Genomic DNA, 24,833 nt, shown 5'->3' with positions numbered 1-24,833 from the left:
CGAGGTTTTCTGGTGGTCGCTGACCGCATCATGGCCGCCACGCAGGGAGAGTTGATCGGCTAGGCCGAGTGGGTTGTCCCAGTCCAGGCTCGCGCCCCACTGCTGTTCGCCGGTGCTGCGCTGACCACCGTTGTGGCGTGACAGGCCGACGCGCCAGGGTTTCTGTGGGACGTTCTTCACCAACACGTCGCTGCCACCAACGGCCTTGCCGGGGGCCAGTTCCATCTGCGCCTGGTTCGACGGCAGGCGGTTCAACTGGTCGACCATCTGCTCGATTTCACGCAGGTTGAGCAGGTCGCCGGGTTTGCCGGAGAAGGTCATGGCCAGTTGGCGATCGCTGATACCGCTGCCCTCTTCGCCCTTCATTCCTTCCAGGCGGCCTTCGATCACCTGCACCTTCAGGTTGCCACTGGAGAGGTCCTGTTGCGGCAGGTAGGCGCGGCTGGTGACCAGGCCTTTGCTCAGGTAATGGTCGGTGATGACCTTGAGCAACTCGTTGAGCTGCGGCACGCCGAGGCATTGGCCGATGTAGGGTTTGAGCAGGCTGTTGCGCTCGCTTTCGGATAACGCGTCGGCGCCGGTGAGTTCGATGGTGTTGATGGTGAAGCAGCGGGTGTCGGCAGGCGCTGCCGGCTTGGCTGGCGCGGCACTTTTTCCGGGCAGGTCTTTGAGTTCTTCGAGGCGGCGTTGCTGATCTTCGAGCAGGCGGTCCTGGCGGTCGCGGATCAGGTCGGTGACGCCTGGTGTGTTCGGTGGAGTGGCGCCTTGAGCCAAACTGGCTGTGCCCAGGCAAAAAAAAGCGGACAGCAGGCCGAGCCTGGTCCGACGTACCGAACGCCACATCTTAGATCCCTCTAAGTAGCCTTACGCCACTATTGTTTTCGGCGATCTTATGGTGGCGTTTTGATGGCGTCAATAAAATGTACGAAATTGTTTCAGAGTCGAAACATTTGTAGTTGACACCGAGAAATTTAATCGTTTTGCATCAATCACTTAACTGGATCAGCCGTTTTTGCAGGGCGATGCACCTGAAAATTCGACAACACAAATTCGACCACTCACGACATAATGGCACTTTGAAATCACTGAAGATTGATTCATTCCAAAAGGACGCGGCATGTCAAAGCTGAGCAAATACGAGAAACACGCACTCAAGGAAATTCACAACTGGAAAGAGCCTGACATTGGCTGGTTCGGCCAAGCTCTGAAGGTGATAAACCAACCACTGGATCTAGCAGGCGACTACCTGCTCAAGACGCCTGGCGTCGGCCCCGCGATCCAAGGTGCCATCGAAGGCTTAACCAGTGTATGCCACGACGCGGCCCAGTGGAGTGTCAGGCCAGAGGCCATTTTCGAAGAATTTCGTGATGATGGGCACAGCACGGTTAACGCGCACAAAGACATCCACGACCTGGATCTAGAGCAGATTGACAAAGTCGTTGGATTCCTCGGAGCCAAATACAAAGGCATCGCTTTAGTGGAAGGCGCTGGCGCCGGGATGGCGGGTATAGCGGGTCTTGCAGTCGATATCCCGACATTGATCACGCTTAACCTTCGGGCAATTGGCGAATACGCCGCCTATTATGGTTTTGATACCACGCGCCAGGAGGAGCGGCTATTCGCCTTCAACGTGCTTGGCCTGGCCTCCTCGCCCACAGACGCCTCCAAGGCACTCGCCATGGCTCAATTGATCAAGATCTCTCAGGATGCCGCCAAGAAAGTGGCCTGGAAGGAGTTGGAGAAAAGCGTCTTCGTCAAGATCATCCAAGAAATCGCCAAGGCCCTCGGGATACGCCTCACAAAAGCAAAACTCGCACAAACAATTCCCGTCGTAGGAGCCGCTGTGGGCGGTGGTTTCAACGCCTACTTCACCATGAGGGTCTGCGATGCAGCCTTCTACCTGTATCGAGAACGCTTCCTGGCGCAGAAGTATGGCCCAGAGGTGATTGAGGTGACCGTAAAACCAGCCACCGATTATCATCCCCACTTCGCTGAAGCCGAGGCTTAAGCGCTTTAGCGCTGCTGGAAACGGTAGCAACCGGCTCGACCATTAACAGTCGAGCCAGTCTGCGTGCAACTACAGGAGCACAGTCGCCAGCATCCCCAACGCCCCCAGGACAAACCCGATCAGCGCGCCGCGCCCCGGCATCTCCTGGAACAGACACCACACCACCAGCGGCTCAAGCAGCAACAACGACGTGACGGAAACCACGGTGACCACCCAAATGTCACCTACCGCCACATAACCAAGCCAATACGCCCCCAGCAGGCACAACCCTGCAAAGCACATCAGCAGGACCGGCACGACAAAGGCCGACCACGCGCCGTTATCCACTTGCGCAAGCCGGGCGGTGGCTACCTCGCTGTAGATTGCACAAAACTCACCCAATACCATCAGGCCTAGAGCAGAAACTCCGAGTAGTTCTTTGGACATGTCAAAAATTCCTTCGTATTCAGGGACAGGTTTTTCAGCTCCCAGCCCGTGATGGCGCTGCGTGTGGAGCGGATGCCGCGATACGAACTCATCTTGAACAGCCCTGAATTATCGAAGTACTTAGCCACGTCAATCTCCTGGTGTACGAGGCGGCCCCTTGCCGCCTGCCGAGAGACTGGCACGAACGCTTCAGCGACGTAAACACCAGAGTGTGATCCCGGACACCTATTGCGCTGGGAAATTTCCTACAGCCTGTAGCATCATTCCCGCGGGATAGTCTTCCTGCCTGGAGAGCCGGGCACTTCACTCAACCCTTGAGCACTACAAGGATTTTCTGCCCATGGCCGCTTCAAACAAATGGCTGATGTCATCTGTCGCGTATTACCTCGACTTCTTCACCGTCCCCCTGTTTATCGTCCTGGCGCTGTACCTCGCCCCCATTGACCCCGTGCAAATCGTCGCAGGCCTGCTGGCCTGGACACTGGTGGAATATTCGGCGCACCGCTTCCTGTTTCACTCGCTGTACCGCCGCGAGCACTGGACCCATCATGTGGATGTGCTGGCTTACATCGGCGTATCCAGCTGGAGGACCAGCTCCACCTTTGCCGTGCTGTTGCTGTGTGCGGGGTACGTCGGATTGACGTCGATGTTTGCCGGAGCGATTGCGGGATACTTCTTCTATATCTCGGTGCATTACGTGATGCATCGTCCCGAGCATTGGGCGTACCCGCTGATTCCCCGGTTGGTGGCCAACCATGACCTGCATCACCGCAAGGGTGTGGAGAAGAACTTCGGGGTGTCCTCGCCGTTATGGGATCACGTGTTTCGCACCTACGTTCGGGCTCACGCGCTCGATGGAAATCAAGAACGGGCGTGAAGCCTTGAATAGCTCAGGCAGCCGGGACCTTGTACCTTGCCCGAGGTTCCTTGCACCCCGGGCAACAGTCTTTTGTCATCACGCTCATTGATAGCCCCCTAACGAAACCCCCATGCTAGAGGGCTGACCTCGCGCTTATATCATTCCGAATGATAGTTACCTTTGTTTCATTCGATTCGTGACATAGCACATCGCCGCGCATGATCCGCCCATCTCAAATACATTGGCGGATGCACCTCATGGAACAGTCACTCAAACATATGCGCTTCCCCTTGGCGATTTTGGCCGTGGTGGTGATGAGCGCATGCGGTAAAGCCCCGGAACAAGCGGCCGCCATGCCCCCTGCAAAAGTCAGCGTGGCCAAGGTGCTGGAACAACCGGTCAACGAGTGGGATGAATTCACCGGCCGTCTGGAAGCCCCGGAAACCGTACAGATCCGTCCGCGCGTGTCGGGCCAGATCGACCAGGTGGCCTTCACCGAAGGCGCCCTGGTGAAAAAAGGCGACCTGCTGTTCCAGATCGACCCGCGTCCGTTCCAGTCTGAAGTGCGCCGCCTCGAAGCCCAGCTTGCCCAAACGAAAGCTGCTGCTACTCGCAGTGATAACGAAGCGCAACGTGGCGAACGCCTGCGTCAGAGCAACGCGATCTCCGCCGAGCTGGCCGATTCGCGTACCACCGCAGCCCAGGAAGCCCGCGCAGCCGTCGCCGGTATCCAGGCGCAGCTGGACCTGGCCAAGCTGAACCTGAGCTTCACCCGCGTGACGTCGCCGATCAGTGGCCGCGTCAGCCGTGCCGAAATCACCGCCGGCAACCTGGTGACCGCCGATACCACCCCGCTGACCAGCGTGGTCTCCACCGACAAGGTCTACGCCTACTTCGACGCCGATGAGCGCGTGTACCTCAAGTACACCGAACTGGCCCGTGAAGGCCGCCGTGGCGCAACCACCCCGGTGTACCTGGGCCTGTCCAACGAAACCGGCAACCCGCACCTGGGCCAGATGAACTTCGTCGACAACCAGGTCAACCCGGCCACCGGCACTATCCGCGGTCGCGCTGTGTTTGATAACAGCAAGGGCGAATACACCCCTGGCCTGTACGCCCGTCTCAAATTGGTTGGCAGCGGCACCTACTCCGCCGTGCTGATCAATGACGAAGCCGTGGGCACCGACCTTGGCAAGAAGTTCGTGCTGGTGATGGACGGCGACAAGCCGGCCTACCGCGCCGTGGAACTGGGGCCGAAGATCGAAGGCCTGCGCATCGTGCGCAGCGGTTTGAACAAGGACGACACCATCGTCGTGAAGGGCTTGCAGCGCATTCGCCCGGGATCGCCGGTTGCACCGGAAACTATCCCGATGGCCAGCAAGGAAACCCTCGCCGCCTTGGCACAACAACGACAAGCGCTTGAAGCCAGCAACCTGGAGCAAGTGGCGCCGGATAAAGCCGCGCCCAAGCTCGCAGCCGTCGCGACTCCACGCGGTTAAGGGACACAACTCAAGATGAATTTTTCCAAGTTCTTCATTTCGCGGCCGATCTTCGCAGCGGTGCTCTCGCTGCTGATCCTGATCGCCGGTGCGATCTCGCTGTTCAAGCTGCCGATCAGCGAATACCCGGAAGTGGTACCGCCGACCGTGGTGGTACGTGCCAACTTCCCCGGCGCCAACCCCAAAGTCATCGGTGAAACCGTTGCGGCCCCTTTGGAGCAAGCCATCACCGGCGTCGAAAACATGTTGTACATGTCGTCGCAGTCGACCGCGGATGGCAAGCTGACCCTGACGATCACCTTCGCCCTGGGCACTGACCTGGACAACGCGCAGGTGCAGGTGCAAAACCGTGTGACCCGGACTCAGCCAAAGCTGCCTGAGGAAGTGACGCGCATCGGTATCACCGTGGACAAGGCCTCCCCCGACCTGACCATGGTTGTGCACTTGACCTCCCCGGACAAGCGTTACGACATGCTCTACCTGTCCAACTATGCCTTGCTCAACGTCAAAGACGAGCTGGCCCGTTTGGGTGGTGTGGGTGACGTGCAACTGTTCGGCATGGGCGACTACTCCCTGCGTGTATGGCTGGACCCGAACAAGACCGCTTCGCGCAACCTGACCGCCACGGATGTGGTGACCGCGATCCGCGAGCAGAACCGTCAAGTAGCCGCCGGTGCCCTGGGTGCACAACCTGCGCCGAATGCCACCAGCTTCCAGTTGTCGATCAACACTCAGGGCCGTCTGGTGACTGAGGAAGAGTTCGAGAACATCATCATTCGCTCTGGCGACAATGGTGAAATCACGCGCCTCAAAGACATTGCACGGGTAGAGCTGGGCTCCAGCCAGTACGCCTTGCGTTCGTTGCTCAACAACCAGCCGGCCGTGGCGATCCCGATCTTCCAACGCCCGGGTTCCAACGCGATCGAGATCTCCAACGAAGTGCGCGACAAGATGGCGGAGCTGAAGAAGAGCTTCCCGGAAGGCATGGACTTCAGCATCGTCTATGACCCCACCATCTTCGTGCGTGGCTCCATCGAGGCAGTGGTTCACACCCTGTTCGAAGCGCTGATCCTCGTTGTATTGGTCGTGATCCTGTTCCTGCAAACCTGGCGCGCCTCGATCATTCCGTTGGTGGCGGTGCCGGTATCGTTGATCGGTACGTTTGCGGTGATGCACCTGTTTGGCTTCTCGCTCAACGCGCTGTCGCTGTTCGGCCTGGTACTGGCGATCGGTATCGTGGTGGACGACGCCATCGTGGTGGTGGAGAACGTCGAACGGAACATCGAACTGGGCCTGGAACCGTTCCCGGCCACTGAAAAAGCCATGAGCGAAGTGACCGGCCCGATCATTGCCACGGCCCTGGTGCTGTGTGCGGTGTTCATCCCGGCGGCGTTCATCAGCGGCTTGACCGGGCAGTTCTACAAACAGTTCGCCTTGACCATTGCGATCTCGACGGTGATTTCGGCCTTCAACTCGCTGACCTTGTCCCCTGCCCTCGCGGCCGTGTTGCTCAAGGGTCACGATGCACCGAAAGACGCGTTCTCCAAGTTCCTCGACAAGCTGCTGGGTGGCTGGTTGTTCCGTCCATTCAACCGCTTCTTCGAGAAAGCCAGCCACGGTTACGTCGGCACTGTTCGCCGAGTGATTCGCGGCAGTGGTATCGCGCTGTTCCTGTACGCCGGCCTGATGGTCCTGACCTGGCTGGGCTTTGCCCACACGCCAACCGGTTTCGTACCGGCCCAGGACAAGCAATACCTGGTGGCCTTCGCCCAACTGCCGGACGCCGCGAGCCTGGACCGCACCGAAGACGTGATCAAGCGCATGTCCGACATCGCGCTGAAACAACCAGGCGTGGAAAGCGCCGTAGCGTTCCCGGGCCTGTCGATCAACGGTTTCACCAACAGCCCGAACAGCGGCATCGTGTTCGTGACCTTGAAGCCGTTCGACGAGCGTAAAGACCCGAGCATGTCCGCCGGTGCGATTGCCGGTGCACTCAACGGCAAATACAGCAGCATCCAGGAAGCCTACATGGCGATCTTCCCACCGCCGCCGGTACAGGGCCTGGGTACGATTGGTGGTTTCCGCCTGCAGATCGAAGACCGTGGCAACCTGGGATATGACGAGCTGTACAAAGAAACCCAGAACATCATCACCAAGAGCCGTACCACGCCGGAGCTGTTCGGCCTGTTCACCAGCTACACGGTCAACGTGCCTCAGGTCGATGCTGCCATCGACCGCGAAAAGGCCAAGACCCACGGCGTGGCGATCAGCGACATCTTCGACACCCTGCAGATCTACCTGGGTTCGCTGTATGCCAACGACTTCAACCGCTTTGGCCGTACTTACCAGGTCAACGTGCAGGCTGAGCAGCAGTTCCGCCTGGATGAAGACCAGATCGGCCAGCTGAAAGTACGCAACAACAAAGGCGAGATGATCCCGTTGGCGACCTTTATCAAGGTCAGCGACACCTCGGGCCCGGACCGCGTGATGCACTACAACGGCTTTATCACCGCTGAAATCAACGGCAACGCCGCACCGGGCTACAGCTCCGGCCAGGCCCAGGCCGCGATTGAAAAGCTGCTCAAAGAAGAACTGCCCAACGGCATGACCTACGAGTGGACCGACCTGACCTATCAGCAAATCCTCTCGGGCAACACCGCGCTGTTCGTGTTCCCGCTCTGCGTACTGCTGGCGTTCCTGGTACTGGCCGCCCAATACGAAAGCTGGAGCCTGCCACTGGCGGTGATCCTGATCGTACCGATGACGCTGCTGTCGGCCATCACCGGGGTGATCATCTCGGGCGGCGACAACAACATCTTCACCCAGATCGGCTTGATCGTACTGGTGGGCCTGGCGTGCAAGAACGCGATTCTGATCGTCGAGTTTGCCAAGGACAAACAGCAGGAAGGCCTCGACCCGCTCGCAGCGGTACTGGAAGCCTGCCGTCTGCGTCTGCGGCCGATCCTGATGACCTCCTTCGCCTTCATCATGGGTGTGGTGCCTCTGGTGTTGTCCAGCGGTGCCGGTGCCGAGATGCGTCATGCCATGGGCGTGGCGGTGTTCTCCGGGATGATCGGTGTGACCTTCTTCGGTCTGTTGCTGACGCCAGTGTTCTACGTATTGATTCGTCGCTATGTCGAGCGCAGCGAAGCACGCAAAGCGGCCAAGGCCTTGAAGCTGGAGACACAGCAATGAGCGTAAAAGTATTCCTGCCGAGCTTGTTGGTACTGGCGCTGAGCGCCTGTGCCGTGGGCCCGGACTACAAGACCGAGAAGCTGGAGGCGGCCAACATCACGGCCGCCGCCGACACCAAGAGCTACGACCACGCCAAGTACGAAGGCATCTGGTGGCAGCAATTCGACGACCCGACCCTCAACCAACTGGTCACCCAGTCGTTGAGCGGTAACCGCGACCTGCGCGTGGCCTTTGCCCGCCTGCGAGCGGCACGGGCCATCCGTGATGACGTGGCGACCGACATCATGCCGGTGGTCACCACTCGCGCCAGCAGCGATGTGGGCAAGGGCCAGATCCCGGGCCAGACCACCAAGCGTGTGAACAGCGAGCGTTATGACCTGGGCCTGGACATGGCCTGGGAAGTCGACTTGTTCGGCCGTATCCGCCGCAACCTGGAGGCCAGCGACGCTGACCAACAGGTCGCCGAAGCCGACCTGTACCAACTGCAAGTCACCATGATTGCTGAACTGGTGGACGCTTACGGTCAACTGCGCGGCGCTCAACTGCGCGAACGCATCGCCCTGGACAACCTGAAGAACCAGCAGGAATCGCGCACCATCACCGTCAGCCTGCGTGACGCTGGCGTGGGTGATCAGCTCGACGTGGAACGCGCCGATGCGCGCCTGGCCGCCGTTGAAGCCAGCGTCCCGCAACTGCAAGCCGAGCAAGTGCGCGAGCGTAACCGCATCGCCACCCTCCTCGGCCAGCGCCCGGACAAGCTGACCGTGGACCTGAGCCCCAAAGACCTGCCGGCAATTGCCAAGGCGTTGCCGATTGGCGACCCGGGGCAACTGCTGCAACGTCGGCCGGACATTCTCAGTGCCGAGCGCAAACTGGCCGCCGCCACCGCGCGTATCGGCGTGGCCAAGGCCGACTTGTTCCCACGGGTCAGCCTCAGCGGGTTCCTCGGCTTTACCGCAGGGCGTGGTTCGCAGATCGGTTCGGCTGCCGCGAATGCCTGGTCCCTGGGCCCAAGCATTACCTGGGCAGCGTTTGACCTGGGCAGCGTGCGTGCACGTTTGCGCGGCGCGAATGCCGAGGCCGATGGCGCACTGGCGACGTATGAGCAGCAAGTGTTGCTGGCATTGGAAGAGTCGGAAAATGCCTTCAGTGATTACGGCAAGCGCCAGCAGCGTCTGGTTTCGCTGATTCGTCAGAGTGAGTCGAGCCGCGCCGCCGCTGACCTCGCCGCGATTCGTTATCGCGAAGGCACCGTGGACTTCCTGGTACTGCTCGACGCCCAGCGCGAACGCCTGGCCGCCGAAGACTCCCAGGCCCAGGCCGAAGTGGACCTGTACCGCGGCATCGTCGCGATCTACAAGGCCTTGGGGGGTGGCTGGCAGCCGGACACGGTGGTCGCCAGCGCCAAGTGATGTAAAGAGCTCCTTTGGTTGGTCGCATCCAGCCAATTTTTAGCCCCATGCCCTATTCGGTCGTGGGGCTTTTTTTGTCAGGACTTCCTAAAATGTTGAAAGTGACTTCTGTAAGTCAGATTAGAAGGCCTTCGTAGGTAATATCCTAGTCCCGCTCTGTACCTCGCCGCCCGGCTTTAATGCCTCACAACCAACTCACATTTCAGACGCCACGCGCCATTAAAGCAATACGCACACGTGTCGACAACGAAGTGTCACTTATTACTAATGGAGGAAGGCGACATGGCTATCTTGTTGACTGCTGAACAGATGCGGTATACCAAGGCAACCAATGCTTACGTTATTAAAAACGCTGAGCAAATAACGAATGCATTCACGGTAACTCGGGAGTCGGTAGCAGCTGCCACACTCAACCTTGACGAAACAAAAAAATCACTGATCTGAAGGATTACCTAAAGAACTTTGATATGACAGCTATAAGCTCAGATGAACTCAGAAAAGTAGCGCGACGATGATTTGAAAATCAAATGATAGATATGCAGGCGTTCGCAATTCTCGCCGGCGGCAACCGATCCTGAATATGAAGCGCTGCTCCCATAGCTTGTCGCAACAGGCTGCCAAGAAGCTCCCAACTGCTGTTGAATAATCAACTGCGGCGCCCTCCCACCTCCCGTGGACGCCGTGACATCAATGGTCGCACCGGCACACCCATTAGCCGACGTTATTGTGAACGGACCATAAATTGCCGTTTCCACACCTGGCTGCAAAAGCCCGCCATAGCTATCAGTCATATACAGACACAAGGCAGACACCTAAGCAGAAAAAAGCATTGCAGCAGTTCGACGATCCGACCCCCAACCAGTTGGTGACCCAGCCCCTGAGCGGCAACCGTGATTTGCGCATGCCCTTCGCCCGCCTGCGGGCGGCACGCGCCATCCGTGATGATGCGGCCAACGACATCATACCGGTGGTTACTCCCCGCGCCAGCAACGACGTGGGCAAGGGCCAGATTCCCGGGCAGACCACCAAGCCCGTCAACGGTGGATGCCTACGGCCAACTGCGTGAACGTATCGCCCTGGACAACCTGAAGAACCAGCAGGACTCGCGCACCATCACCGTCAGCCTGCGTGATGCCGGCGTAGGTAATCAGCTGGACGTTGAATGTGCCGACGAGCGCCTGGCGGCGGTGGAAGCCAGCAGCAAGTGAGGTAAAGAGCTCCTTTGGTTGGCCGCATCCAGCCAATTTTTAGCCCCGTGGATCATTCGACCACAGGGCCTGTTTGTTTCAACGTTATTACCTGAGGGTTCAGATCATCTTCTCCTGCGGGTGTCAATGCCTTGAAGCGGACCGCGGCCGCAAACAGACCGTCAGCCAGTGGCAACTTACCCGATCACTGCTAGAGCGCCCGTAGTGATATGCCTGCCCCGAGGCTGGCTTGTAGATGTCAGCCAGAAGGGTTCCTCCGCCGATCCGCAGCTGGCGCTCGATTCCTGAAAAAGCGCGTGATGTCATCCAAAGTGATCCTGCCCGGGCCACGTTCCTTAGGAGCGGCAGGTGGTGTGGCCGGAGAAGTGTTCCAGCCTTGATTGAGCGTGTATCCACCTTCAATGAACTCATTTGGCCCAGGAGTAGACAAGGTAGAAAGTTCGGTTTCCGCCGACCTCAGGTTAGAGAAGTCCTTGTATTTGATCAGCATTTTTTCATTTGCCGTTTGATACTTTCTCATCAGTGCCGGTTCCGGCAGGATCATCGGCTCAGACAACGAAGGCATGCCTTTATTAGCGAACTGGGGCGCCGTCAGGTCAAAGGCGTACGTCTTGCCGTTGAAATCGCCGATAGGGAAAAAGTGATTTTGCACGCTGTTCGGGTTACGCGTAGGCCATATAAGCAGGGTTCGGTACTTGATGTTTTTAAATCCATTGCGCCGCATGAAATCGGCGACAATTTCCGCGCATCTGGCGCACTCCCCTGCAGGATTCGTAAACGCCGTGGATAATTTGGGATCATTGCGGAGCGTGTTCATGAAACCCTGCATTTCAGCGGGCAACTCACTGCTAGGGTTGGCTTCAATCTGTCGAAATGGCTGCACCCTGGAATCGACGACGGGCGGCGCAGTGCTTATTTGGCGCCTGTTGCTGGGGATGGGGGCCTGCACTGGCTCAGGCCGCGACAATTTCAGTTCGGTGGTTTTTGTGATCGCCTTGAACCCGTTGTTGTTCGAGTCTTGAAGGTCCGCCAGGGCGTACAGCACCCTGGCCAATGGGTCATTGTTTTTTCCGAACGGTTGGTAACTCTTGGTCAGCGCAAACAACCAACTCGCGCGCGACAGCCCAGCAGGAGCATCAAGCGGCTTGAGGCGCGCCTCGAAGGCCGCATGGGCTATATCAGTGCCCAGCAGGTTGCTGGTACCTGTGGCGCGAAAATCGGTCGACGTGCCTGACAACGACCGTTGAATGTCCTCAATCACACGCATATCGGTCAAATCTGCGTCTTGAAACTGTTCAATCAGCTTGCGTACCTGTTCCTGGGGGAGCTTCACGCTGCTGGATGCTGCTACCCATGCAGCTGCCGCATTGATCGGCTGGCCCATCGTCGGAGTCACTTCCAGCGCAGGAGTATTAGTACGCAGCCCACCCAAAAACTCATTGATTGCCTTCAGACGCTTTAACTCGGTTTGCAACTTCACTATGGCAAACTTGGTCTCGGTAGCACCGCTGCTCCAAGTACGTGGCACCTGCAGGTCTGAGCCGTGCGGTAGCAGGTTATTGGCGATCGACGCTTTGACCGCGTGCTTGCTGGTTTGCCCAATCAGTTGCAACCCGGTGGCTGAGGTGGTCGCTTTAAATTGCACGTGCTCGATCTTTTGAGCATCGTTCATTTTGTTCCAAGGGACATTCACGCCTCCAAAGCCGGGCCCCGCCGTTGGGGCAGGAGCGGGAGCAGGAGCAGGAGCAGGAGCAGGGGAAGTGCCAGGCTTGCTCTCAATCGGCAATTTCAAGTTCTGAGTGGGCTGAACTACCTTGCTGCCCACGCGTTTGCCCAAGTACTCACGAACGATACGCGGCAAGTTGGCGTTAATGTACTGCTTGGCAAATCGTTGATAGCCAATTGGCGAAGCAAATTTATTCACGGTCCTTCCTGCGTCGATCGCCTTGCCACCAGCGAAAAAAAAGCCCGACAGCGTCGATTGAATGGCAGTCGTCAGCAATGAGATAAACGCCGCTCGATTGGCGCCATCTCGTACAGTGGGGTCATCGGTGATCGCACCCCGCAAGGCATTCACCCCGGCGTTGGCGGCGCCGAGCGCAGCAAAGCTGACCACCTTGAGCATAAACATCCCCGTTCCAGCACTGGCCAACGTCGCCAAATGGCTGAAGGTATTTAACATTTGCGCTATCACGCTCAAAGCTTCCAGCCCGAAATCCTCCCATTTGGTATAGATCAACGAGTCAATATCCGAACCGACACGCGCGATATTCCCTTCGTATAACGCCCCGGCGAGTTTTTTTGTACTGTCTTGAGCTTCGAAGCTAAAAGGCTTCTTATTGATCTGCCCGACCGTCCTCGAAATTCCGATGTGCGCATTCGTGGAGTCTTTGTCTTTGAGGACATCGAATGCCTGCGTATTTCTCTGCGTTTTCAGCTGTTCGATAATTGGTAATTTCTGGGTGATCCATTCCTTGAATTCAGGGTCTGTTGGATACGTCGGTTCAGGTTCACTTTGGGGAGCACCAAACTTCCAATAGCGATTATTTCGCTCGCCAATATAAAAGGAAATGTCATCATCTACGCTGCACAGGACCGCTTTTTCGCCTAGTGTGACCGCAAATACGCCATTGACCACTGTTCCATGGAACTTAACCTGCGACGTCTTGAGATCACCGCTCAGGAAGGCACTCATCAACTTGTAACCAGGGTCTGTGACGGGTGTTCTCTCTAGATAATTCAGGGCCGCGCTACGCACTCTGCTTTCATAGTAGGCGACGGATGCTTCCTTGATACCGGGCCGCGCTTTGTAGGCGGCGAAGTCGTCATCCAGGCGCTTCTGTATAGGGTTCCCTTTGCGAATGAAATCAACCAGCGCCTGCTGTTCAACTTCCACGACCTTGAAGAGTTGCCCATACTTGTCGCGCATTAATCTGATGTCGTTCAAATAGGTGCCCGTGACGATTTCCCTGAGGGTGTAGACCTTTTCCTTTCTAACGGGAGCCGTAAAATGCAGATTCGGGTTGGCCGGCTGCTTCTCCACGTAAGTCACGGTCAACTTGGTATCTGGCGTCATTCCCTCTTCGTCATCGGTCTTCTTTTCATATTCACGAATACGTTGCTTGATGACCTCATCCACCACGCTCGAAGGGTTCAGAATCGGCGCGTAAATCGTATCGACCCACTTGCTCATCTGCGCGAGCACTTCGTCGATCTTGGCGACCAACTGTGATTCGTAAAGAGTTTCCTCCGGAGTCTTCTGGACCTCGGCACGCTTCACTCTCCCACTGCTCGACTGCGCGTTCAACTCCTCCTGGGTGGGCGCCGGATAGCGTGTCTTAAGTTTGGAACGCTGCACGCTTTCGTCGCTCAAACCGAAGTTGCTGCCCTCCCCAGGAGGCACTGGAGTGGATTTCGCGGTGACAGGAGCCTGTGGGGTATTGCCGGGAATTGAGGTGCCGGGGGCGCGTAGCTGGGTATATGTCGACAGCGGCATTTGACGTTCTCACACGAGGAAAGATCTCCACAGCCTGAAGTACAATTTACAAATGCTCTATCGGAAAAATCTCTGCGAGGGGTCATACACAACGATCAATCAGCTTCACTCAAGATCAGGCTTCGATAGTGCCCTGGGTTGGAGCCAACCCATTTACGAAACGCCTTATAAAAAGAACTGATATCGGCAAACCCCAATCGCGCCGCTATCTCGGCAAAGCTGATCTGTGGTTCCGCCAGCCACACAATCGCCAACTCTTTGCGCACGCTGTCCTTAAGGCCCTGATAAGTCTGCCCCTCCTCCGCCAGGCGGCGGCGCAGAGTGGAGGCCGAGATGCAATGGGTAGCCGCCAAGCCCTCGGTTTCAGGCCAAGTGTCGGGGGGCATATGGCGCAGGTTGTGCTTGATGCGGGTGGCGAGGCTTTCGGGATCGCGGTATTTGACGAGGATGTTGGCGGGTGCGTGGGCAAGGAAACGTTTGAGTTCTTCAGCATTGCGCTTGATCGGCAGGTCGAGGCAGTCGGCAGAAAAAATCATGCGGGTGCGTGGCCGATCAAACCGCAGGTTGTCAGAGAACATCACCTGGTAGTCATCACAAAAATCCGGCTGAGGGCTGCGCAGCTCGATGGCCAGGATCGGAATGCGCCGCCCCGCCAGCCAGCACGCCACGCCGTGGACAATCATCCAATAGGCAAAGTAGGTAAACGCGCGCTTGGGCTGTGGCTCGGGTTCAAGCAAGACAATCTCGGCCAGGCTCTGCTGGCGCACCAACTGGGCCGGCAGGTGATCCAGCATCAACGACAAAAACCCCAGGCCCGCCTCAAGCCCCTGCGCCAGGGTCGGTTGAGCCATGGCGGCACGGCACAGGAACTCCAGGCTGCCGGATTTGAGCTTGCGCGGGTCCATGCCGAAGAATTCATCGTCCAGGCGCCGGGCCAGCAAACGCCACAGGCGCGCATACGCCGTTGCCGGTACGCGGGCGTCGGGCAGGTCAAGCCAGGCGGGGTCGATACCCACCTTGTTCAGCACTTCGGTGGTCGCCAAGCCGGGCGCACAGCTTTGCAGCAACGCCTCGCGGACAAGGTGAATGGAGATGGTGTCTTTTTCGGACATTGGCGCGTTCCGGGCCCTGTGTAGCGTGGAGAGTCGCCATCTTAGGCACTCGGCTCACAAAAAAGTAGGCGTAACCCCGTCGCCCTGTGACGCATGCCGCGCGACGGCCGTTTGGCGGGCCGTTCAGTCAACGTTCAGTAAAGGTCAAGATTGCTTGTTTAGTAATGAGTATCATTATGTTACAAATTAGCATCCTATCCAGTCTCGATGCGGTGCCGAATGCTTGTTCCCTTTCTAATCATGCTGCGCGAAGGCATTGAAGCCGCATTGATCGTCGGCATCATCGCCAGTTACCTGCAGCAGACCGGCCGCGGCCAGTGGATGCCTGCCGTGTGGATCGGCGTCTTCCTCGCCGCCGCGCTGGCCTTGCTGGTAGGTGGGGGCCTGGAGCTGGTCAGCGCCGAGTTCCCGCAGAAACAACAGGAACTGTTCGAAGGCGTCGTCGGCCTGGTCGCCGTGGGCATTCTCAGCTCCATGGTGTTCTGGATGCGCAAGGTGGCGCGCTCCATCAAGCATGCCCTGCACGAATCCCTTGACCACGCTCTGGCGGGTTCCAAGCACCAGGTGATCGCGCTGATTGCCATGGTGTTTTTCGCCGTGGCCCGCGAAGGGCTGGAAACGGTGTTCTTCCTGCTGGCCGTGTTCCAGCAGAGCGAAGGCCCCGGCGCGCCCATCGGCGCCCTGCTCGGCCTGATCCTGGCGATTGTGGTCGGTTTCCTGATCTATTCGGGCAGCATGCGCTTGAACCTCGGCGCGTTCTTCCGCTGGACCGGTTTGTTCATCCTCGTGGTCGCCGCCGGCATCTTGGCCAATTCGGTCCAGGCCCTGCACGAAGCCGGGGTGTGGAACCACCTGCAAACCGTGCTGTTCGACTTCAGCGCTGCGCTGCCCATGGACAGCCCGCTGGGCTCGGTGCTGGCCGGCATGTTCGGCTATCAAGAGGCACCGACCGTCAGCACTCTGGGTGCTTATCTGATTTATCTGGTGGTGGCCCTTGTGATGTTTTTCCTGCCCTCGGCTCCCGCCAAGCCTGTCGCCAAACCGACTTCCGTTTCCAGCCAGTAAGGACCGTCTCTTGTCCAACCCAACCCCTCAACCGGCCTCGCCCCCTCGCGCCTTGCGCTGGGCGGTGGCCGGCTCGGTGGTCGTGATGATCGCCGCCGGTGGCCTGTTCTACTACGCCTCACAGCTGGCCGCCGCCAAACGCCAGACCAACCACAACGAAATCGCCGTGACCATCCACGGCCACGCCTGCGAGCCCAACGAGCTGACCGTGCCCGCCGGGCGTGCGAGCTTTCGCATCATCAACCGCTCCGACCGGGCCGTGGAGTGGGAAATCCTCGACGGCGTGCTGGTGATCGAAGAACGGGAAAACATCGCCCCGGGCCTCAGCCAGGTGATCAACGCCAACCTGTTGCCTGGCGACTACGCCATCACCTGTGGCTTGTTGAGCAACCCACGGGGCACGTTGCACGTGACACCGACGGCAGAATCCGACGCCCAGGCCAAGGCCAAACCGTCGATGGTGGCCTTCATTGGCCCGTTGTCGGAATTCCGCGTGTACCTGAGCGGCCAAGGCAGCGCATTGGTCAAGGCCGCCACGGCCCTGCAGCAAGCCATCGACGCCGGCGACCTGGCCCAGGCGCAAGCCTTGTACGTGCCGGCCCGCGAGGCCTACCAGCGCCTGGCCCCGGCGTCCCAACGCCTGGCAGAGCTGGACAACGCGATCAACGCCCGCGCCGACTACTTTGAAAAACGCGAGCAGGACCCGGCGTTCAGCGGCTTCCACCGCCTCGAATACAGCCTGTTCCAGCAGCGCAGCCTCGACGGCCTGGCGCCGGTTGCACAACGCCTGGTCACCGACGTGACCAGCCTCAAGCAACAGCTGTTGGCCCAGTCCCTGCCGCCCGAGCAACTGGTGAGCATTGTGGTGCGCAACCTCAATAGCCTGGCCGATGTGCGCGCCGTCAGCGGTGAAGAAGAACGCTACAGCCATATCGACCTGAACGGCTTTGCCGCCAATCTTGAGGCCGCCCATAAAGTGGTCGAGCTGATGCGTCCGTTGCTGACCAAATCCGCCGCCGACCTGTTGCCGAAAATCGACAGCGCCCTCAGCGCGTTCGATGGCGAACTCGCGGGTTTCAAAGTCAATAACCGTTACAGCGCGTACGACAGCGTTACCGCCGATCAGCGCAAGCAGATCGCCGACAAGGCCAAGGCTCTGGCCGTTGCACTCGATGGAATCGACCCCGCCCTTGGCCTTTCCGGCCTGCAGTGAAGACGACCGCACAGATGAGTGATTCAGAACAGCTTAACCTCCAGCGCCGCCGTGTCCTGCTGGGCATGGCCGCCACCGGCGCGGCGATTGCCGGCAGCACCCTGACCTGCCCGGCCATGGCCGCTGCTGCCGAGCAAGTCACCACCGCACCGCGCAGTGACAAGACCCAGGACCACCACGACTTCTTCGGCAAACACCAGAGCGGCATCGTCACGCCGCGCCCGGCCTGCGGCATGGTCGTGGCGTTTGACGTGCTGGCCAGCGACCGGGAAGACCTGGAGCGCCTGTTCCGCACCCTGAACGAGCGCATCAGCTTCCTGATGACCGGCGGCACCGTGCCCCAGGTCGACCCGAAACTGCCGCCGACCGATTCGGGCATTCTCGGCCCGGTGGTCACCCCGGACAACCTGACCATCACCGTATCGGTCGGCGAATCGCTGTTCGATGAGCGCTTTGGCCTCACCGCCGTCAAACCCAAGCGCCTGAGCCGCATGGTCGGTTTCCCCAACGACGCGCTGGAGCCTGCGCAGTGCCACGGCGACCTGAGCCTGCAGTTCAGCTCCAATACCCCGGACACCAACATTCACGCCCTGCGTGACATCGTGAAGAACCTGCCGGACCTGCTGCTGGTGCGCTGGAAACAGGAAGGCAGCGTGCCGCCCCAGGCCCCCGCAAAACCGGGCGAGCCTGCGCAAAGCGCACGTAACTTCCTCGGTTTCCGTGACGGTTCGGCCAACCCGAACTCCACCGACGACAAGGCCATGGACCAGATCGTCTGGGTTCAACCGACCAGCGACGAACCGGCCTGGGCTGCCCATGGCAGCTACCAGGCGGTGCGGATCATCCGTAACTTCGTCGAGCGCTGGGACCGCACGCCCCTGCAAGAACAGGAAAGCATCATCGGCCGCGTCAAACCAACCGGCGCGCCTATGGATGGCGACAAGGAAACCCAGGTGCCTGACTACAGCAAGGACCCGGAAGGCAAGTTGACCAAGCTCGATGCCCACATCCGCCTGGCCAACCCGCGCACCCCGCAGACCCAGGCCAACCTGATCCTGCGTCGGCCGTTCAACTACTCCAACGGCGTCAATAAAAACGGTCAGCTGGACATGGGGCTGTTGTTCATCTGCTACCAGGCTGACCTGGAGAAAGGCTTCATCAGCGTACAAACCCGGCTCAACGGCGAGCCTCTGGAGGAATACCTCAAGCCGGTGGGCGGCGGGTATTTCTTCACCTTGCCGGGCGTCACGGGGCCCAAGGATTTCCTTGGGCGCACGCTGCTCGCTGCAACGCACCCTCAAACCACTGCCAACACCTAAAATAAACCCAGAGCGGAAACTGTCCCATGAAGAAGTCGACTATTGCGTTGTCGTTGTTGCTGTCCCTTTCGCCGCTGGCAGCCTTCGCCGCCACCGCGCCGCTGGACCTGGTAGGCCCGGTCTCGGACTACAAGATCTACGTGACCGAAGAAATCGGCGAGCTGGTCACCCAGACCAAAGCCTTCACCGACGCCATCAACAAGGGCGACCTGGCCACCGCCAAGAAGCTCTACGCACCGACCCGCGTGCACTACGAGTCCATCGAGCCGATCGCCGAGCTGTTCAGCGACCTCGACGCGTCCATCGACTCCCGTGTTGATGACCACGAAAAGGGCGTGACCGCTGAAGACTTCACCGGCTTCCACCGCATCGAATACGTGCTGTTCTCGCAAAACACCACCAAAGGTCTGGAAACGCTGACCGCCAAGCTCAACACCGACGTCAACGACCTCAAGACCCGTGTTGATGGCCTGACCTTCCCGCCTGAAAAAGTCGTGGGCGGCGCCGCAGCCCTGCTCGAAGAAGTCGCCGCGACCAAGATCTCCGGCGAAGAAGACCGTTACAGCCACACCGACCTGTATGACTTCCAGGGCAACATCGACGGCGCGAAGAAAATCGTCGACCTGTTCCGTGGCCAGATCGAGAAGCAAGACAAGGCCTTCCTGGCCAAGGTCGACAAGAACTTCGCCACCGTGGACAAGATCCTGGCCAAGTACAAGACCAAGGACGGTGGTTTCGAGACCTATGACAAGGTCAAGGAAAACGACCGTAAAGCCCTGGTTGGCCCGGTCAACACCCTGGCTGAAGACCTGTCCACCCTGCGTGGCAAGCTCGGCTTGAACTAAGCAGCCGCGCAAAAAAAGACCCGGGCCCCTCGACAGGGCCCGGGTCTTTTTTTGCCCGCTAATCAGAGAATCCGGTACAGCAAGCGCTCAATGCGTACGCGGCTGACCCGGCGCAGGAACTTGCCCACCGCTTCCGGGTAGTCCAACAGGGTTTGCAGCTGCTGGTAGCCTTCGATGCGCGTGGTGTGCTGGTAAATCTGCGTCAGCTCCATGCGCCGAGGTGCCAGCCACTCACCCTGCGGGTCATCGATGAGCAAGGCGTTTTCCAGGTCCAGGCGGAACGCCCGGGGGTTGAGGTTGTTGCCGGTGAGCAAGGTGTAGCGCTGGTCAACCCACATGCCCTTGAGGTGGTAGGTGTTATCGCCGTCGCGCCACAGGTGCAGGTTCAACTGGCCGCTGTCGATCATCGGCTGATGGCGCTTGGCGAAGCGACGCAGGCTGATTTCGTAGAGGTAGGGCAGCGCCGCGATCACCTTGAACGGCTCGCTCGGCGGGATGTAGAAATCGTTGGCGGTCTTGTCGCCGACGATGATGTCGATCTTCACGCCTCGCGCCAACGCCCGGTTGATCTCTCGTGTCACCGGCAACGGCAGGTTGAAGTACGGCGTGCAGATGGTGAGCTGGTGCTGGGCGCTGGCGATCAGCTCCAGCACCACGCGGTTCAGTGGGTTGTTCTTGCCCACCCCCAACAACGGGCTGACCGACAGGTGGCCATTGGGCAATTGCCCCGCCGTGGTGTCGTAGGCCGCGTGCTTGAGGCGGCTGCGCAAGTCGCCAATATCGTTGCGCAGGCTGCGGGTAGTGGGAGGGTTGGGCAAATCCAGGCGATTGACCGCCTTGGAGGCCACCAGGCCGTGCTCCACCAAATGCTGCATGGAGTCTGCCAGCGGTTGACTGTGGATCAGGTGGTAACGGTCGAAGCGGTATTTTTCGAATTTGTGCAGGTACACGTTGTTCAGGCTGGCGCCGCTGTACAGCACGCTGTCGTCGATCACGAAACCCTTGAGGTGCAGCACGCCGAACAGCTCGCGGGTTTGCACCGGCACGCCGTACACCGGCACCTGGCTTGCGTGGGACGCGGTCATCGTCTGGTACCAGGCGCTGTTGCCCGGCTGCTTGCCGGCGCCGATGAGCCCGCGCTGGGCACGCAACCAGTCGACCACCACCACGATGTCCAGCTCCGGCCGTGCTGCCTTGGCCGCGTGCAGGGCGTCGTAGATCTCCTGCCCCGCTTCGTCCTGCTGCAAGTACAACGCCACGATGTAGATGCGCCGGGTGGCCTGAGGGATCTTCTCCAACAGGCAACGGCGGAACGCATCGGCGCCGGACAGCACCTCGATGGCATCGCTGGAAAGTGGGAAACCGCGCAGTTTGGGCAACAGGGAGCGTTTGAAGAACGACGGCATAAGGCTCGCAATGGGTCGAATCCGAAGAGGCCCCGAGCTTACACCATGGGGGTGCTCAGGTCTCGCAGCAGCGCATGGAAAAAAGTTAATTGACCAAGAAGAACGATCATTCTACTGTACGCCATATGAACGATATGACAGGCAACGAAACCCGCGACATCATCCTCGACGTCACCGAAAAGTTGATCTATCGCCATGGCATCGCCGCCACCGGCATGGACTTTCTGGTGAAAACCGCCGGTGTCTCGCGCAAAAGTATTTACCGTTACTTCGCCAATAAAGACGAGTTGGTAATTGCCGCCCTGCAACGTCGCGACGAGCGCTGGATGCAGTGGTTGCGTGGCGAGGTGGAACACAGCGAAGGCACTGGCGAGCGCCTGTTGGCGGTGTTCAGCGCCCTCAAGGCCTGGTTCGGCTCGGCGGATTTTCGCGGCTGCGCCTTTATCAACACCAGCGGCGAAACCGGCGACCCGCACAACCCGGTGCGCCTGTTGGCCAAGGCCCACAAACAGAAACTGTTCGAGTACGCACTCGAACTGTGCCAAGCACATGGCACCCCCGACCCGAAACGGCAGGCCGCGCAACTGCTGATCCTGATCGATGGTGCCATTACCGTTGCCCTGGTGATGGGTGATTCAACAGCTGCCGATGATGCGCAATGCATGGCGCGAACGTTATTGGGACTTTGAAACCGCACGCCAAGCAACTTTCGATAATCCGTTATTGTTTTCAGGAGCTGCCCGATGTCCTCTACCGCTGAAACACGCCCGCCGCTGCCGCCGTTCACCCACGCCTCGGCCATCGAAAAAGTGCGCCTGGCCGAAGACGGCTGGAACTCCCGTGACCCGCAGCGCGTGTCCCTGGCCTACACGCTGGACACCCACTGGCGCAATCGCGCCGAATTCGTCACCAACCGCGAAGAAGCCAAAGGCTTTCTGACCCGCAAATGGGCCAAGGAACTGGATTACCGGCTGATCAAGGAATTGTGGGCGTTCACCGACAACCGTATCGCCGTGCGTTACGCCTACGAATGGCACGACGACTCCGGCAACTGGTTCCGCTCTTACGGCAACGAGAACTGGGAGTTCGATGAGAACGGCCTGATGGCCAACCGCTTTGCCTGCATCAACGACCTGCCGATCAAGGAAAGCGAGCGCAAGTTCCACTGGCCGCTGGGCCGGCGCCCGGATGATCATCCGGGCCTGTCCGACCTGGGGTTGTAAAAAGAAGGGGCCGCATTGCGGCCCCTTCTTTCAGTCCTGATTAAGACCGACGCGATACAGCACGCCGTTGTCTTCATCGGTGAGCACGTACAGGTAACCGTCCGGCCCCTGGCGCACGTCTCGAATCCGCGCTTTCAAGCCACCGAGCAGGCGCTCCTCATGAATCACCTTGTCACCGTCGAACTGCAACCGAATCAGTTCCTGGCTGGCCAACGCCCCGATAAACACGTTGTGCTGCCACGGCTTGAAGCGGTCGGCGTCATAAAACGCCATGCCGCTGATGCCCGGGGATTTTTCCCAGACATGATGGGGCGGCACGGTGCCCTCCACTTCCTTGCCCTGGGCTTCAGGAATCGGTGTCAGCGAATAGTTGATGCCATGGGTCGCCAGCGGCCAACCGTAGTTCTTGCCACGCTCGATGATGTTGATTTCATCGCCACCGCGTGGCCCGTGCTCGTTTTCCCAGATCGTGCCACTCCAAGGGTTCAGCGCCAGGCCCTGCGGGTTGCGTTGGCCATAGGACCAGATTTCCGGGCGCACGCCCTGCTGGCCAACAAACGGGTTGTCTTCTGGTACGCGACCGTCGGGGAAGATCCGCACCACCTTGCCTTGCAGCTTGTCGAGGTCCTGCGCCGTGGGGCGGTCGTTGTTCTCACCCAAGGTCACGAACAAGTAGCCATCGCGGTCAAACGCCAACCGTGAGCCGAAGTGGTTGCCGGTCGACAGCTTGGGCTCCTGACGCAGGATCACTTTGAAATCCTTCAAGCCGCTCAGGTCATCGGCCAAACGACCGCGCCCGACAGCAGTGCCCGCCGTGCCGCCCTTGCCACCGCCTTCGGCGTAAGAGAGGTAGACCATGCGGTCTTCCTTGAAGTCGGGCGACAGCACCACGTCCAGCAAACCGCCCTGCCCTTTGGCCCACACCTGCGGCACGCCGCCCAGGGGCGCAGACAACTTGCCGTCCGGGCTGACAAAACGCAGATGGCCCGGGCGTTCGGTCACCAGGAAACCTTGTTTGTCGGGCAGAAACGCGACGGCCCACGGATGGTCAAGGCCCTTGGCGATGGGCGTGACAGAAAGGCTGCCTTGCTCACTGGGGAATTGCTGGGCATCGGCGGCAAACGCTGCCGTCAAAGGCAACAGTGCTGTTGCGCACACGGCGGCGAGAAGGGTTTTGCGTAGAAACATAAGGCGAAGTCCTTACCGGCACTCAAGGCCGGCGATTGCCGTTGGCGTCAAAAGTGGGAGCTTTGGTTTCGGTCGCGGGGCGACTGGGGGCGGCATCACGCTTGGGATAACGGTTGCCGATACCGCCGTTCTCGACGGTGGGCCTGGGGCTGGTCGGGCCAATTTGAACGCCCCGCGTGGCCGGCGCATTGGGCTGGGTGCCCTGCATGCTGTTGGGGTTGGCCCGGTGAATCGGGCTGTTGTTGGAATCGGTGCTGCCGGGCAGGCTTTGCGCCTGGGCCAGTGACGTGAGTGCCATACCCAACGCCAGCACTGCGAGATGACGCACACAGCTGTTCATGACAAAGCCTCTCTGGGGCGAGTAGTACGTGCTTTCGATAACACGCTACGCCTTGGGTTCGGCTTTCGTAACTAAATAGTTTCTCATTAGGTGTTACACGATCTGTCCGCATATCTGCCCGCCGAAACTTTTGCCGGCGCCTGCCGGTCACCTGAACACTCACTCTGTTCAAGGAACCGCAGCCATGCCACGGGCAATCTGGAAAGGCGCCATCAGTTTCGGCTTGGTCCATATACCGGTGTCGCTGGTGTCGGCAACGTCCGCTCAGGGCGTTGATTTTGACTGGCTCGACAAGCGCAGCATGGACCCGGTGGGCTACAAGCGCATCAACAAAACCACCGGCAAAGAGGTCACCAAAGACAACATCGTCAAGGGCGTGGCTTTCGAAAAAGGCCGCTATGTGGTGCTCAGCGAAGAGGAAATTCGCTCCGCGCACCCCAAGTCGACCCAGACCATCGAGATCATCGCCTTTGTCGCCAGCGACCAGATCCCCTTGCAGAACATCGACACCCCCTACTTCCTCGCCCCGGACAAGCGTGGCGGCAAGGTCTACGCCCTGCTGCGCGAGACCTTGAAGAAAACCCGCAAGGTGGCGCTGGCCAATGTGGTGCTGCACACCAAGCAGCACCTGGCCGCGCTGATGCCGCTGGATTCAGCCCTGGTGCTGGTGATGTTGCGCTGGCCCGCCGAAGTGCGCAGCCTGGATGAGTTGGAACTGGGCAGCGACGTCACCAAGCCGAAGCTGGCAAAAGGCGAATTGGACATGGCCAAGCGCCTGGTAGAGGACATGAGCGCCGACTGGCAACCCGACGACTACCGCGACAGCTTTCAGGAGAAGATCCTGGCGTTGGTGGCGAAAAAGGCCAAAGCCGGCAAGATCGAAGACGTGGAAACCACTCAAGGCAGCGACGAGCGCAAATCGGCGGATGTGATCGACCTGACCGAGCTGCTCAAGCGCAGCCTGGCCGGCAAACCTGCCAAGAAGCCTGCCGCGAAGAAAGCCACCAAAGCCTCCTGAG

The 24,833-nt window shown here is 59.4% G+C and carries 21 protein-coding genes and 1 pseudogene; 14 read left to right on the top strand and 8 right to left on the bottom strand.

The genetic code is table 11. The features are described 5' to 3' along the window. A partial coding sequence (locus tag HX792_RS22615) for a ShlB/FhaC/HecB family hemolysin secretion/activation protein (protein WP_176998175.1) occupies positions 1 to 843 on the bottom strand: 843 nt, incomplete at its 3' end. Positions 844 to 1,117: 274 nt separating this feature from the next. On the opposite strand from HX792_RS22615, the gene HX792_RS22610 reads away from it, so the two are divergent. Next, positions 1,118 to 2,008: an EcsC family protein gene (locus HX792_RS22610; protein WP_176998174.1), complete on the top strand. Its 891-nt coding sequence runs from the start codon at positions 1,118 to 1,120 to the stop codon at positions 2,006 to 2,008. Between the two features lie 69 nt (positions 2,009 to 2,077). Here HX792_RS22610 and HX792_RS22605 read toward each other — a convergent pair whose 3' ends face one another. Continuing rightward, positions 2,078 to 2,395 (bottom strand): hypothetical protein, encoded by a 318-nt coding sequence (locus HX792_RS22605; RefSeq protein WP_176998179.1) that lies wholly within the window; start codon positions 2,393 to 2,395, stop codon positions 2,078 to 2,080. A gap of 379 nt (positions 2,396 to 2,774) precedes the next feature. On the opposite strand from HX792_RS22605, the gene HX792_RS22600 reads away from it, so the two are divergent. From HX792_RS22600 to HX792_RS22580, 5 genes are all read left to right on the top strand, one after another. Next, a complete protein-coding gene (locus HX792_RS22600; RefSeq protein ID WP_176998173.1) occupies positions 2,775 to 3,311 on the top strand; it encodes a sterol desaturase family protein in 537 nt (178 codons plus the stop codon). A 239-nt stretch (positions 3,312 to 3,550) separates the two neighbouring features. Further along, on the top strand, positions 3,551 to 4,792 hold the full coding sequence (mexE, locus tag HX792_RS22595; RefSeq protein WP_176998172.1) for a multidrug efflux RND transporter periplasmic adaptor subunit MexE: 1,242 nt from the start codon (positions 3,551 to 3,553) through the stop codon (positions 4,790 to 4,792). A gap of 15 nt (positions 4,793 to 4,807) precedes the next feature. After that, the gene (locus HX792_RS22590) at positions 4,808 to 7,987 is read left to right on the top strand and encodes an efflux RND transporter permease subunit (RefSeq protein ID WP_176998171.1); all 3,180 of its coding nucleotides are present in this window, start codon (positions 4,808 to 4,810) and stop codon (positions 7,985 to 7,987) included. Further along, complete coding sequence (locus HX792_RS22585; protein WP_176998170.1) at positions 7,984 to 9,399, top strand: efflux transporter outer membrane subunit; 1,416 nt, start codon at positions 7,984 to 7,986, stop codon at positions 9,397 to 9,399. Before HX792_RS22590 ends, HX792_RS22585 begins: the two co-directional genes overlap by 4 nt. Positions 9,400 to 9,681: 282 nt before the next feature. Continuing rightward, positions 9,682 to 9,843 carry a hypothetical protein gene (locus HX792_RS22580; protein ID WP_176998169.1) on the top strand — a complete coding sequence of 54 codons (162 nt, stop codon included), beginning with the start codon at positions 9,682 to 9,684 and terminating at the stop codon, positions 9,841 to 9,843. A 38-nt stretch (positions 9,844 to 9,881) separates the two neighbouring features. On the opposite strand, the gene HX792_RS22575 is transcribed toward HX792_RS22580, so the two are convergent. Next, the gene (locus HX792_RS22575) at positions 9,882 to 10,190 is read right to left on the bottom strand and encodes a hypothetical protein (RefSeq protein ID WP_176998168.1); all 309 of its coding nucleotides are present in this window, start codon (positions 10,188 to 10,190) and stop codon (positions 9,882 to 9,884) included. A 41-nt stretch (positions 10,191 to 10,231) separates the two neighbouring features. On the opposite strand from HX792_RS22575, the pseudogene HX792_RS22570 reads away from it, so the two are divergent. Further along, a pseudogene (locus HX792_RS22570) lies at positions 10,232 to 10,598 on the top strand (TolC family protein); the annotation flags it as partial. A 247-nt stretch (positions 10,599 to 10,845) separates the two neighbouring features. Here the strand turns inward: HX792_RS22570 and HX792_RS22565 are convergent. Both HX792_RS22565 and HX792_RS22560 read right to left on the bottom strand, forming a co-directional pair. Next, on the bottom strand, positions 10,846 to 14,103 hold the full coding sequence (locus HX792_RS22565) for a hypothetical protein (protein ID WP_176998167.1): 3,258 nt from the start codon (positions 14,101 to 14,103) through the stop codon (positions 10,846 to 10,848). A gap of 95 nt (positions 14,104 to 14,198) precedes the next feature. Beyond that, a complete protein-coding gene (locus HX792_RS22560) occupies positions 14,199 to 15,215 on the bottom strand; it encodes an AraC family transcriptional regulator (protein ID WP_176998166.1) in 1,017 nt (338 codons plus the stop codon). A 219-nt stretch (positions 15,216 to 15,434) separates the two neighbouring features. Here HX792_RS22560 and efeU point away from each other — a divergent pair, with 219 nt between their 5' ends. From efeU to efeO (HX792_RS22540), 4 genes are read left to right on the top strand one after another with little or no spacing between them, the layout of a single operon-like run. Further along, entirely contained in the window at positions 15,435 to 16,280 is an 846-nt protein-coding gene (gene efeU, locus HX792_RS22555) for an iron uptake transporter permease EfeU (protein ID WP_176998165.1), read from the top strand. Positions 16,281 to 16,290: 10 nt separating this feature from the next. After that, positions 16,291 to 17,493, top strand: a complete 1,203-nt coding sequence (gene efeO, locus HX792_RS22550) for an iron uptake system protein EfeO (RefSeq protein ID WP_176998164.1) — start codon at positions 16,291 to 16,293, stop codon at positions 17,491 to 17,493. A 14-nt stretch (positions 17,494 to 17,507) separates the two neighbouring features. Then, positions 17,508 to 18,812 carry an iron uptake transporter deferrochelatase/peroxidase subunit gene (gene efeB / locus HX792_RS22545; RefSeq protein ID WP_176998163.1) on the top strand — a complete coding sequence of 435 codons (1,305 nt, stop codon included), beginning with the start codon at positions 17,508 to 17,510 and terminating at the stop codon, positions 18,810 to 18,812. Between the two features lie 26 nt (positions 18,813 to 18,838). Then, a complete protein-coding gene (gene efeO / locus HX792_RS22540) occupies positions 18,839 to 19,657 on the top strand; it encodes an iron uptake system protein EfeO (RefSeq protein ID WP_176998162.1) in 819 nt (272 codons plus the stop codon). Between the two features lie 62 nt (positions 19,658 to 19,719). On the opposite strand, the gene pssA is transcribed toward efeO (HX792_RS22540), so the two are convergent. Further along, a complete protein-coding gene (gene pssA, locus HX792_RS22535; RefSeq protein ID WP_176998161.1) occupies positions 19,720 to 21,063 on the bottom strand; it encodes a CDP-diacylglycerol--serine O-phosphatidyltransferase in 1,344 nt (447 codons plus the stop codon). A gap of 125 nt (positions 21,064 to 21,188) precedes the next feature. On the opposite strand from pssA, the gene HX792_RS22530 reads away from it, so the two are divergent. Together HX792_RS22530 and HX792_RS22525 are read left to right on the top strand one after the other, a co-directional pair. After that, entirely contained in the window at positions 21,189 to 21,752 is a 564-nt protein-coding gene (locus HX792_RS22530; protein WP_176998160.1) for a TetR/AcrR family transcriptional regulator, read from the top strand. Positions 21,753 to 21,806: 54 nt separating this feature from the next. Then, positions 21,807 to 22,286 (top strand): nuclear transport factor 2 family protein, encoded by a 480-nt coding sequence (locus HX792_RS22525; RefSeq protein WP_176998159.1) that lies wholly within the window; start codon positions 21,807 to 21,809, stop codon positions 22,284 to 22,286. A 30-nt stretch (positions 22,287 to 22,316) separates the two neighbouring features. On the opposite strand, the gene HX792_RS22520 is transcribed toward HX792_RS22525, so the two are convergent. Both HX792_RS22520 and HX792_RS22515 read right to left on the bottom strand, forming a co-directional pair. Next, the gene (locus tag HX792_RS22520) at positions 22,317 to 23,474 is read right to left on the bottom strand and encodes a PQQ-dependent sugar dehydrogenase (RefSeq protein WP_176998158.1); all 1,158 of its coding nucleotides are present in this window, start codon (positions 23,472 to 23,474) and stop codon (positions 22,317 to 22,319) included. Positions 23,475 to 23,496: 22 nt separating this feature from the next. Next, complete coding sequence (locus HX792_RS22515; RefSeq protein WP_176998157.1) at positions 23,497 to 23,814, bottom strand: hypothetical protein; 318 nt, start codon at positions 23,812 to 23,814, stop codon at positions 23,497 to 23,499. Positions 23,815 to 23,998: 184 nt separating this feature from the next. Here HX792_RS22515 and HX792_RS22510 point away from each other — a divergent pair, with 184 nt between their 5' ends. Further along, positions 23,999 to 24,832, top strand: a complete 834-nt coding sequence (locus HX792_RS22510) for a Ku protein (RefSeq protein ID WP_176998156.1) — start codon at positions 23,999 to 24,001, stop codon at positions 24,830 to 24,832. Position 24,833: the final 1 nt, after the last annotated feature.

Origin of the sequence: Pseudomonas sp. B6002 (assembly GCF_013385985.1) — a bacterium.
GTDB lineage: Bacteria > Pseudomonadota > Gammaproteobacteria > Pseudomonadales > Pseudomonadaceae > Aquipseudomonas.
Note: the sequence above shows the minus strand (reverse complement) of the source record. Positions and strands in the feature narration are given on the sequence as shown.